This window comes from Thioalkalivibrio sp. ALM2T (genome assembly GCF_000381505.1).
GTDB lineage: Bacteria > Pseudomonadota > Gammaproteobacteria > Ectothiorhodospirales > Ectothiorhodospiraceae > Thioalkalivibrio > Thioalkalivibrio versutus.
On record NZ_KB906563.1, the window covers coordinates 35,143 to 45,878 of the forward strand.

Here is a 10,736-nt window from a genome sequence, read left to right on the forward strand (position 1 = left end):
GGACTGAGGTAGTGAAAAAGTCGATTATCTGGTTGGCGACTGCGGGCGGTGCGCGGGTCAGGCCAGTTCGCCGACGCGCACGATCTTCATGGCGTTAGTCCCACCATGCTCGCCCTGCAGGTCGCCCTTGGTAATGATGACCAACTCGCCATCCTGCACGACGCCCTCGGCCTTGAGCAAGTTCACCGCTTCACGGTTCACGCTTTCGTGGCTCTCGGGGATCGGCTTCAGGGTCACCGGGTAGACGCCGCGATAAAGCGTCATGCGGCGGCTGGTGGATTCGTGCTGGGTGAGCGCGTAGATCGGGATGCCCGAGCTGATGCGCGACATCCACAGCGCCGTGGACCCGGACTCGGTCAGCGCGGCGATCGCGGAGACATCGAGATGGTTGGCGGTATACATGGTGGCCATCGCGATGGCCTCGTCGACCCGGCCGAAGGTCGAATCCATGCGATGGTCCGACTGGCGTGCGGCGCGCTGGCGCTCGGCAGCCTCGCAGATCCGGTCCATGCTGGTGACCACGCGCGCAGGATAACGCCCGGTCGCGGTCTCGCCGGAGAGCATCACCGCATCCGTGCCGTCCAGCACCGCGTTGGCCACGTCGAACACCTCGGCGCGGGTCGGGATCGGGTTCTGGATCATGGTCTCCATCATCTGGGTCGCCGTGATGACCAGACGATTGAGGCTGCGCGCGCGCGTGATCAGGGTCTTCTGCACCCCCGGGAGCTCGGCATCACCGATCTCCACGCCCAGATCGCCGCGGGCGATCATGATGACCTCGGAGGCGGCGATGATCTCGTCGATCACCTCCAGGGCCTCGGAGCGCTCGATCTTGGCGCAGATCCCGGCCTCCCAGCCGGCATCCTTCAACAGGCCCCGCGCCAGGTGCAGATCCTGGGCGGAACGCGGGAACGAGACGGCCAGGTAGTCCACCTGCAGCTCGGCCGCCAGGCGGATATCGTCGCGGTCCTTGTCCGTAATCGCGGGCGCAGACAGGCCGCCGCCCTGGCGGTTGATGCCCTTGTTATTGGACAGCTCGCCGCCGACCTCGACGGTGGTCTCGATCCGGCTGCCGTTGACCGCCGTGACCTTGAGCACGATACGGCCGTCATCCAGCAGCAGGATGTCGTCCGTGCGCACGTCGTCCGGGAGGTCCTTGTAGGTCAGGCCGACCTGGGTGGCATCGCCCGCGTCGCGATCCAGCTCGGCATCCAGCGCGAAGGGTGCGCCCTCTTCCAGCTGCACCTTACCCTGCTGGAAGCGGTCTATGCGGATCTTGGGGCCCTGCAGGTCGCCCAGGACACCGACGCAACGGCCGGCGCGCTCGGAGGCGGCCCGCAGCCGCGCCAGGCGCTGGCGGTGGTCATCCGGATCGCCATGCGAGAAATTCAACCGGACCACATCCACACCGGCCCGGATGATGGCCTCCATGGCCTCGTCGCTGTCCGTTGCCGGTCCCAGCGTGGCTACGATCTTGGTACGTCTCATCCGCGCGTGTCTCCGTCAGCGGGAAAGGACAAGGGCCTCAGCCCTTGGCCCGTTCTTCCAGGATGGCGACGGCCGGCAGGGTCTTGCCCTCGAGGAACTCGAGGAAGGCGCCGCCGCCGGTGGAGATGTAGCTGATGCGATCCGCCAGGTTGTACTTGTCGATCGCGGCCAGGGTGTCGCCACCCCCGGCGATGGAGAACGCGTTGCTCTCGGCGATCGCCTCGCCCAGGGCCTTGGTGCCGCCGGCGAACTGATCGAACTCGAACACGCCCACCGGGCCGTTCCAGACGATGGTGCCGGCATTGCGCAGGGCCTCGGCGTAGGTGGCCGCGGTCTCGGGGCCCACATCGAAGATCATGTCGTCGTCCGCGACGGCGTCCACGGCCTTGGTCTCGGCCGGGGTCGACTCGGAGAACTCCTTGCCCACGGTCACGTCGGTCGGGACCGGGATCTCGCCGCCCTTGGCGCGGGCGGCCTCCATCAGGCGCTTGGACTCATCGACCAGATCCGCCTCGTACAGCGACTTGCCGACACCATGGCCCTGGGCCGCGATAAAGGTGTTGGCGATGCCGCCACCCACGATCAGCTGATCGACAACCTTGGACAGCGACTCCAGCACGGTCAGCTTGGTCGAGACCTTGGACCCACCGACGATCGCCACCAGCGGGCGCTTCGGGGTCTCCAGGGCCTGACCCAGGGCCTCCAGCTCCTTGGCCAGCAACGGGCCGGCGCAGGCCTGCGGGGCGAATTTGGCCACGCCATGGGTGGAGGCCTGAGCGCGGTGGGCGGTACCGAAGGCGTCCATGACGAACACGTCGCACAGCGCAGCGTACTTCTTGGCCAGCGCCTCGTCGTCCTTCTTCTCGCCGGCGTTGAAGCGCACGTTCTCGAGCAGGATCACCTCGCCCGGCTTGGCATCCACGCCATCGAGGTAGTCTCGCACCAGGCGCACTTCGCGCCCGAGCAGGCCACCCATATGCTCGGCGACCGGGGCCAGAGAGTCCTCCTCGGAGAACTCGCCCTCGGTCGGGCGGCCCAGATGCGACATCAGCATCACGGCCGCGCCGGCATCCAGGGCCTTCTGCACGGTCTCGAGGCTCGCGCGGATACGGGCGTCGGAGGTGACCTTGCCGCCCTTCACCGGGACGTTGAGATCCTGACGCACCAGCACACGGCGACCCTGCAGGTCGAGATCGGTCATCTTGATGACAGACATGGGAGTACCTCTCGAAATACGGTTGGAAAGAGAAAAGGCTTCGGGCGAGCCCCCGCAGGGACTGGCCCCAGGCCTCTTGGACCCAGGCAATGCAAATGGCCGGACCCCGAGGGGCCCGGCCATCCGGCCTTACTTGGCGACGTGCTCCACCATGCGCAGCATGTTGCAGGTGTAGCCGTACTCGTTGTCGTACCAGGCGACGACCTTCACGAAGGTCGGGTCCAGCTGGATGCCGGCGCCGGCGTCAAACACGGACGGGGCGGTGTAGCCGCGGAAGTCGGTGGAGACCACAAGGTCTTCGGTGTAGCCCAGCACGCCCTTCAGCTCGCCCTCGGAGGCCTTCTTCATGGCCGCGCAGACGTCGTCATAGTTGGCGTCGCTGTTGAGCTCCACGGTGAGGTCGACCACCGACACGTCGGAGGTCGGCACGCGGAAGGCCATGCCGGTCAGCTTGCCGTTCAGTTCCGGCAGCACCTTGCCCACAGCCTTCGCGGCACCGGTGGAGGACGGGATGATGTTCTCCAGGATGCCGCGGCCCCCACGCCAGTCCTTCATGGACGGGCCATCGACGGTCTTCTGGGTCGCCGTGGCGGCGTGCACGGTGGTCATCAGACCACGCTTGATGCCGAACTTGTCGTTCAGCACCTTGGCCACCGGGGCCAGGGCGTTGGTGGTGCAGGACGCGGCCGAGACCATGTTCTGGCCGGCGTACTCACCATGGTTCACGCCAAAGACGAACATCGGGGTGTCGTCCTTGGACGGCGCGGACATCACGACCTTCTTGGCGCCGGCGTCCAGATGCTTCTGGGCGGTCTCGGCGGTCAGGAACAGACCGGTGGATTCGATCACGATGTCGGCGTCGATATCGCCCCACTTCAGCGCGGCCGGATCCTTCTCGGCGGTCAGGCGGATGCGGTTGCCATTGACCACCAGGTCGTTGCCGTCGACGCTGACGTCGCCTTCGAAGCGGCCATGGACCGAGTCATAACGCAGCATGTAGGCCAGATATTCCGGATCCAGCAGGTCGTTGATGCCGACCACCTGGAGGTTCGGGAAGTCCTTGGCGATGGCACGGAAAGCCATGCGGCCGATACGACCGAAGCCGTTGATACCAACCTTGATAGACATGAGAGTCTCCTCTTTATTGCTTAAGCGAAATCGATTCGGGCTCAGCCGTTCATCACGTCACGCGCGACCTGGGCGACGTTCTCCGGCTTGAAACCGAAGTAATCGAGCAGGGCACCACCCGGGGCGGATTCGCCGAAGCGATCCAGGCCAAACACCGCGCCGTCGAGGCCGGTGAACTTGTGCCAGGTCGTGGTCGCGCCGGCCTCGATGGCGACACGGGCGCGCACGGCCTTCGGCAGCACGGCCTCGCGGTAGGCCGGATCCTGCTGGTCGAACAGCTCGACACAGGGCATGGAGACCACGCGGACCTTCTTGCCCTCGCCGCTCAGCACGTCGGCGGCCTGCACGGCCAGTTCAATCTCGGAACCGGTGGCAATGAAGATCAGGTCCGGGGTGCCGTCGCAATCCTTCAGCACGTAACCGCCGCGAGCGATGTTGGCGAGCTGCTCGCCGTCACGTTCCATGTGCGGCAGGCCCTGACGCGACAGGATGAACGCGGACGGGCCGTCGGTACGCTCGATGCCGGCCTTCCAGGCGACGGCGGTCTCGACCGCATCGCAGGGGCGCCAGACGTTCAGGTTCGGGATCAGACGCAGGCTCGGGGTCTGCTCGATGGGCTGGTGGGTCGGGCCGTCTTCGCCGAGACCGATGGAATCGTGGGTCAGCACGTACATCACGCGCTGCTTCATCAGCGCGGACATGCGGATGCCGTTACGGGCATAGTCGGAGAAGATCAGGAAGGTACCGCCGTACGGGATGAACCCGCCGTGCAGGGCGATGCCGTTCATGATTGCGGCCATGCCGAACTCGCGCACGCCGTAGAACACGTAGTTGCCGGCGGCGTCGTCACGGGTGACGCCCTTGGACCCGCCATACATGGTCAGGTTGGAGCCGGCCAGGTCGGCGGAACCGCCCAGCAGTTCCGGAACGGCCGGGGCCATGCCGGCGATCGCGTTCTGCGAGGCCTTGCGCGAGGCGACCTTCTCGGCCTTCTCGATGGTCTGCTTGATATAGGCGTTGGCCTTCTCGCTCCAGTCGGCCGGCAGATCACCGGCAATCCGGCGCTCGAACTCAGCGGCCAGCTCCGGATGCGCGGCCTTGTAGGCGGCGAAGCGTTCCTTCCACTCGGTCTCGGCCTTGGCACCCTTGTCCTTCGCGCTCCAGCCCTCGTAGATGTCGCCCGGGATCTCGAACGGGCCGTGCTCCCAGCCCAGTTCCTTGCGGGTCAGGGCGACCTCGTCGTCGCCCAGGGCGGCGCCGTGGCACTCTTCCTTGCCGCTCTTGTTCGGGGAACCGAAGCCGATCACGGTCTTGCAGCAGATCAGGCTCGGCTTGTCGCTGTTCTGGCGCGCCTCTTCGATCGCGGCCTTGACCGCGTTGGCGTCGTGGCCATCCACGCCGCGCACGACGTGCCAGCCATAGGCCTCGAAACGGGCCGGGGTATCGTCGGTGAACCAGCCCTCGACCTCGCCGTCGATGGAGATGCCATTGTCATCCCAGAACGCGACCAGCTTGCCCAGGCCCAGGGTGCCGGCCAGCGCGCAGGTCTCGTGGGAGATCCCTTCCATCATGCAGCCGTCGCCGAGGAAGGCGTAGGTGTTGTGGTCGACGATGTCGTGACCGGGCTGGTTGAAGTGGGCAGCCATCATCTTCTCGGCCAGCGCCATGCCGACCGCGTTGGAGATGCCCTGGCCGAGCGGACCGGTGGTGGTCTCGACACCGGCGGTGTAGCCGTATTCCGGGTGGCCCGGGGTCTTGGAGTGCAGCTGACGGAACTGCTTGATCTCGTCCATCGGCAGGTCGTAGCCGCTCAGATGCAGCAGCGAGTAGACCAGCATGGAGCCGTGACCGTTGGACATCACGAAGCGGTCGCGATCCGGCCAGCTCGGGTTCGCCGGGCTGTGCTGCATGTAGTCGTTCCACAGCACCTCGGCGATGTCCGCCATCCCCATCGGCGCTCCCGGGTGACCGGAATTGGCCTTCTGAACTGCGTCCATCGAAAGGGCGCGGATGGCGTTTGCAAGCTCTCTACGGGTCGGCATGCTGATCTCCTGCTCTAAGTAGTATTGGGTTCGGCTGATGGCGGGCGGCGGCGCGAGGCGCCAGCGGCGGCAGACCCGGACGAGTCGACCGAACGAGGGCTCACCAGTACCGGCCGGCGCGCCAGCGCACGGCGGTGGCCCGAGCAGCCTGCGGGAGCGGGCCCTTACTCGGCCACGCGAACGCGCGGCGGGCAGCACTCCCCATCAAAGGCGGTGCATTTTGGCCACTTTCGAGCAGCGGGGCAAGTCGGCCCCAAACCGCGCCACGCTGCGCCCTCGCCGCCGACCGGGGCACCGCTGCCCTGACTATCGCGGGGGAGGGGCTTAGAAAAATCCTGCGAGTCGCGTTACACTAGAGGTCGTTTTGCGCAAAACTAAATCGAAACGACCCCAAAAGGAACGCTTAATGTCCAACGACTATATCTTTACTTCGGAATCTGTCTCTGCCGGTCACCCCGACAAGATGGCCGACCTGGTGTCCGACACCATCGTCGACGCCATCATCGAGCAGGACCCGCATGCACGTATCGCCTGCGAGACCGCCACCAAGACCGGCATGGTCATGCTGCTGGGCGAGATCACCACCAGCGCGCAGATCGACTACGAGCGCCTGGTGCGCGACACCGTCGTCGAGATCGGCTACAACGACTCCGACGTCGGCTTCGACGGCAAGACCTGCGCCGTGCTGAACGTGCTGGGCGAGCAGTCCCCCGACATCGCCCAGGGCGTGGACCGCGACGTCTCCGACCGCGCCACCCAGGGCGCCGGCGACCAGGGCCTGATGTTCGGCTACGCCGCCCGCGAAACCGATACCCTGATGCCCGCCCCGATCTTTTACGCCCACAAGATGGTGCGCATCCAGTCCGAGCTGATGAAGAGCGGCAAGCTGCCGTGGCTGCGTCCGGACGCCAAGAGCCAGGTCTCCCTGCGCTATGAAAATGGCAAGCCGGCCGGTCTGGATGCGGTCGTGCTGTCCACCCAGCACAGCCCGGACATCTCGCAGAAGGACCTGAAGGAAGCGATCTACGAAGAGATCTTCAAGAAAGTCCTGCCGGCCGAGTGGCTGAGCCAGGTCTCCGACGACAAGCTCCACATCAACCCGACCGGGAAGTTCGAGATCGGTGGCCCGGTGGGCGACGCTGGCCTGACCGGCCGCAAGATCATCGTCGACACCTACGGCGGCATGGCCCGTCACGGTGGTGGCGCGTTCTCCGGCAAGGACCCGTCCAAGGTGGACCGTTCCGCCGCCTACGCCGGCCGCTATGTCGCCAAGAACATCGTCGCCGCCGGCCTGGCCGACAAGTGCGAGATCCAGGTCTCCTACGCCATCGGCGTGGCCGAGCCGACCTCGATCACTGTCGATACCTTCGGCACCGGCAAGATCGACGATCGCAAGATCGAAGGCTTCGTCCGCGAAGTGTTTGACCTGCGTCCGTGGGGCCTGGTCCAGATGATGGATCTGCTGCGCCCGATCTATAAGGCGACCGCCGCCTACGGTCACTTCGGCCGCGAAGACGTCGACCTCCCCTGGGAGCGTACCGACAAGGCTGAGGAACTTAAGAAGATGGCGGGCCTCTAAGAGCTCCGACATTTCTTGAAAGAAATACCCATCCGGCTGAGGAGCGCTGCAGCGGTTTTACCGTCAGGCTCAGCCGGATGCACCCTGAAACATGAACACGGCGCTCATCCAGATAAACGGAGAAGTTGATCCATGAATGCTGTGATGAACGACAAAAAGACCACCGATTACGTCGTCAAGGACATTAACCTTGCCGAATTCGGCCGCAAGGAAATTGCGATTGCCGAAACCGAAATGCCTGGCCTGGTCCAGACTCGCGAAGAGTTCGCGGCCTCCAAGCCGCTGAAGGGCGCCAAGATCGCTGGCTCCCTGCACATGACCATCCAGACGGCTGTGCTGATCCAGACCCTGGAAGCCCTGGGCGCCGACGTGCGCTGGGCCTCTTGCAACATCTACTCCACCCAGGACCACGCCGCGGCCGCGATTGCCGACGCCGGCACCCCGGTCTTCGCCGTGAAGGGCGAAACCCTGGAAGAGTACTGGGACTACTGCCACCGCATCTTCGAATTCGACGGCGGCGCCAACATGATCCTGGACGATGGCGGTGACGCCACGCTGCTCCTGCACATCGGCGCCAAGGCCGAGAAGGACCAGTCCGTCATCTCCAACCCGGAGAACGAAGAAGAAGTCGCCCTGTTTGCCTCGATCAAGGATCGCCTCGCCAAGCAGCCGACCTGGTACTCCGAGCAGCTCGCCAAGATCAAGGGCGTGACCGAAGAGACCACCACCGGTGTCCATCGCCTGTACCAGATGGCGAAAGACGGCGAACTGGCCTTCCCGGCGATCAACGTCAACGACTCGGTCACCAAGTCCAAGTTCGACAACCTGTACGGCTGCCGCGAGTCCACCGTGGACTCCATCAAGCGCGCCACCGACGTCATGATCGCCGGCAAGATCGCCGTGGTCTGCGGCTACGGTGACGTCGGCAAGGGTGCCGCTCAGTCGCTGGCCGGCCTGGGTGCCACCGTGTGGATCACCGAGATCGACCCGATCTGCGCCCTGCAGGCCGCCATGGAAGGTTTCCGCGTGGTCACGATGGAAGACGCGGCCGACAAGGCCGAGATCTTCGTTACCGCCACCGGTAACAAGGATGTGATCACCGAAGATCACATGACCCGCATGAAGAACCAGGCCATCGTCTGCAACATCGGTCACTTCGACTCCGAGATCGCCGTGGCCGCGATGCGCAAGTACGAGTGGGAGAACATCAAGCCGCAGGTTGACCACATCATCCTGCCGAACGGCAACCGGATCATCATGCTGGCCGAAGGCCGCCTGGTGAACCTCGGCTGCGGTACCGGTCATCCGAGCTTCGTGATGTCCAACTCCTTCACCAACCAGACCCTGGCTCAGATTGAGCTGTGGACCAAGGGTGACGAGTACGACAAGAACGTCTTCGTGCTGCCGAAGCACCTGGACGAGAAGGTCGCGCAGCTGCACCTGTTCAAGCTGGGTGCCAACCTGACCCGTCTGACCGACGAGCAGGCCTCGTACCTTGGTATGTCGGCGGATGGCCCGTTCAAGCCGGAACACTACCGCTACTGATCGGCCAGCCTCACATTTCAATTCGTTGTTAATGTGAACGCCGAGGCGGGCCGCATGTTCGTGCGGCCCGCCTTCTTTTTGTCTGGAGGACAAACATGTCTGCACAAGAACGCGTCTATAGCGTTGAATTCTTCCCGCCCAAGGACGAGGCCGGAGCCGAACGCCTGGCCAAGGCTCGCAAGCGCCTGGGCTCACTCAATCCCGAGTTCTATTCCGTCACCTTTGGCGCCGGGGGGTCCACCCGCGATCGCACCCTGGAGACGGTCCGGGACATCATCGACAACGACGGCATCCCCGCCGCCCCGCATGTCTCCTGCATTTCGTCGACCAAGGACGAGCTGCGTGACCTGCTGTCGACCTACCGCGATTCCGGGGTCAAGCGGATCGTGGCGCTGCGCGGCGACCTGCCGTCCGGCACCAAGCATTCCGGCGGTGATTTCCGTTATGCCTCCGAGCTGGTGGAGTTCGTCCGCGCCGAGTTCGGCGACCAGTTCAAGATCGAGGTCGCGGCCTATCCGGAGTTCCATCCGCAGGCCCCGAACGCCGAGAAGGACCTGGAGAACTTCAAGACCAAGGTGGACGCTGGCGCCGACGCCGCGATCACCCAGTATTTCTACAATACGGATGCCTACGTAGCCTTCATGGAACGGGTGGAAAAGATGGGCATCACCATCCCGATCATTGCCGGGATCATGCCGATCACCAACTACACCCAGATCGTGCGCTTCTCCGAGATGTGCGGCGCCGAGATCCCGCGCTACATCCGCAAGCGGATGGAGGCCTATGGCGACGACAAGGAATCGATCCGCAAATTCGGCATCGAAGTCGCCACGCGTCTGACCGACGACCTGCTCGCACAGGGTGCGCCGGGGATCCACTTCTACTCGATGAACCAGGCCGGACCGACCGAACAGATCTGGAAGGCCCTGGACCTCGACAACCGGAAGTAGACCGCCATGCGCTGCCCCCGGCTGCTGCTCGAATCCGAGGCACTGGCCGCGGGGCAGTCGCTCCCCGCCCCACAGGACCGGCTGCATTACGCCACCACCGTCCTGCGTCTGAAAAGCGGTGCCCCCTGCCGCGTCTTCGACGGCCTCGGCAACGAATTCGACGCGACCCTCGAACTCACCGACCGACGCCACGGCACCTTCCATCTGGGCGACCGTGCCGCCGCCCCGACCCATCCCGTGTTTCCGATCCACCTGTTGCAGGGCGTGGCCCGTGGCGACCATATGGACCTGGCCATTCAGAAGGCCGTGGAGCTCGGCGCACAGTCCATCCGCCCGGTGCTGTGCGAGCGCTCGCGTTCGGCCGCCGCCCACAAGGGACTGGAGAAGCGCCAGCGGCACTGGCAGGGCATCCTGCAAGCCGCCGCGGAACAATGCGGCCGCAATGAACTGCCAGCGCTACATCAACCGGCCCCACCCGCGGCCGCACTCGCGGAATGCCCGGACAGCCTTGGGCTGCTCGCCGACGAAGGCGCGCCCGGGCTGGATGAGCGCCTGGTCGCCCACGGGCACCCGCCCGGCGCAGTGGCGCTGTATATCGGACCGGAAGGGGGGCTAACACCCGCGGAGCGCGAGCAGGCCCGGGCCGGCGGATTTCTGGGCGTGGGCATGGGCCCGCGGACCCTGCGCACCGAGACGGCGGCGATCGCCCTGATCACCCTGGTGCAGGCGCGCCTCGGGGACCTTCGAGGCTAGTCACATCAGGCGGGAACCGCTCCGGTGGTGTCGTC

8 protein-coding genes and 1 riboswitch are annotated in these 10,736 nt (G+C 65.2%); of the genes, 4 read left to right on the top strand and 4 right to left on the bottom strand.

The genetic code is table 11. The annotated features are described in order from the left end of the window. Nucleotides 1-57: 57 nt before the first annotated feature. The 4 genes from pyk to tkt all read right to left on the bottom strand — a co-directional run bounded on the left by pyk (nucleotide 58) and on the right by tkt (nucleotide 5,874). On the bottom strand, nucleotides 58-1,488 hold the full coding sequence (gene pyk / locus F816_RS0109140) for a pyruvate kinase (protein ID WP_018145141.1): 1,431 nt from the start codon (nucleotides 1,486-1,488) through the stop codon (nucleotides 58-60). 37 nt (nucleotides 1,489-1,525) lie between these two features. Next, nucleotides 1,526-2,704, bottom strand: a complete 1,179-nt coding sequence (locus tag F816_RS0109145; RefSeq protein WP_018145140.1) for a phosphoglycerate kinase — start codon at nucleotides 2,702-2,704, stop codon at nucleotides 1,526-1,528. A gap of 129 nt (nucleotides 2,705-2,833) precedes the next feature. Next, nucleotides 2,834-3,832: a type I glyceraldehyde-3-phosphate dehydrogenase gene (gap, locus tag F816_RS0109150; RefSeq protein WP_018937381.1), complete on the bottom strand. Its 999-nt coding sequence runs from the start codon at nucleotides 3,830-3,832 to the stop codon at nucleotides 2,834-2,836. A gap of 41 nt (nucleotides 3,833-3,873) precedes the next feature. After that, nucleotides 3,874-5,874 carry a transketolase gene (gene tkt, locus F816_RS0109155; RefSeq protein WP_026333215.1) on the bottom strand — a complete coding sequence of 667 codons (2,001 nt, stop codon included), beginning with the start codon at nucleotides 5,872-5,874 and terminating at the stop codon, nucleotides 3,874-3,876. Between the two features lie 406 nt (nucleotides 5,875-6,280). Here tkt and metK point away from each other — a divergent pair, with 406 nt between their 5' ends. From metK to F816_RS0109175, 4 genes are all read left to right on the top strand, one after another. Beyond that, complete coding sequence (gene metK / locus F816_RS0109160; RefSeq protein WP_019594481.1) at nucleotides 6,281-7,453, top strand: methionine adenosyltransferase; 1,173 nt, start codon at nucleotides 6,281-6,283, stop codon at nucleotides 7,451-7,453. A gap of 32 nt (nucleotides 7,454-7,485) precedes the next feature. Beyond that, nucleotides 7,486-7,566, top strand: a riboswitch (S-adenosyl-L-homocysteine riboswitch). Between the two features lie 19 nt (nucleotides 7,567-7,585). Beyond that, a complete protein-coding gene (gene ahcY, locus F816_RS0109165; RefSeq protein ID WP_019594482.1) occupies nucleotides 7,586-8,998 on the top strand; it encodes an adenosylhomocysteinase in 1,413 nt (470 codons plus the stop codon). A gap of 95 nt (nucleotides 8,999-9,093) precedes the next feature. After that, nucleotides 9,094-9,948 (top strand): methylenetetrahydrofolate reductase [NAD(P)H], encoded by an 855-nt coding sequence (gene metF, locus F816_RS0109170; protein ID WP_019594483.1) that lies wholly within the window; start codon nucleotides 9,094-9,096, stop codon nucleotides 9,946-9,948. A gap of 6 nt (nucleotides 9,949-9,954) precedes the next feature. Further along, nucleotides 9,955-10,701, top strand: coding sequence for a 16S rRNA (uracil(1498)-N(3))-methyltransferase (locus F816_RS0109175; RefSeq protein ID WP_019594484.1), 747 nt, complete (start codon nucleotides 9,955-9,957; stop codon nucleotides 10,699-10,701). Nucleotides 10,702-10,736 lie beyond the last annotated feature (35 nt).

Excerpts from the sequence above, each read along its gene's own strand:
- metF (WP_019594483.1), top strand. The coding sequence starts at position 9,094 with ATGTCTGCACAAGAACGCGTCTATAGCGTTGAATTCTTCCCGCCCAAG.
- F816_RS0109175 (WP_019594484.1), top strand. The coding sequence starts at position 9,955 with ATGCGCTGCCCCCGGCTGCTGCTCGAATCCGAGGCACTGGCCGCGGGG.
- metK (WP_019594481.1), top strand. The coding sequence starts at position 6,281 with ATGTCCAACGACTATATCTTTACTTCGGAATCTGTCTCTGCCGGTCAC.
- gap (WP_018937381.1), bottom strand. The coding sequence starts at position 3,832 with ATGTCTATCAAGGTTGGTATCAACGGCTTCGGTCGTATCGGCCGCATG.
- pyk (WP_018145141.1), bottom strand. The coding sequence starts at position 1,488 with ATGAGACGTACCAAGATCGTAGCCACGCTGGGACCGGCAACGGACAGC.
- tkt (WP_026333215.1), bottom strand. The coding sequence starts at position 5,874 with ATGCCGACCCGTAGAGAGCTTGCAAACGCCATCCGCGCCCTTTCGATG.
- ahcY (WP_019594482.1), top strand. The coding sequence starts at position 7,586 with ATGAATGCTGTGATGAACGACAAAAAGACCACCGATTACGTCGTCAAG.
- F816_RS0109145 (WP_018145140.1), bottom strand. The coding sequence starts at position 2,704 with ATGTCTGTCATCAAGATGACCGATCTCGACCTGCAGGGTCGCCGTGTG.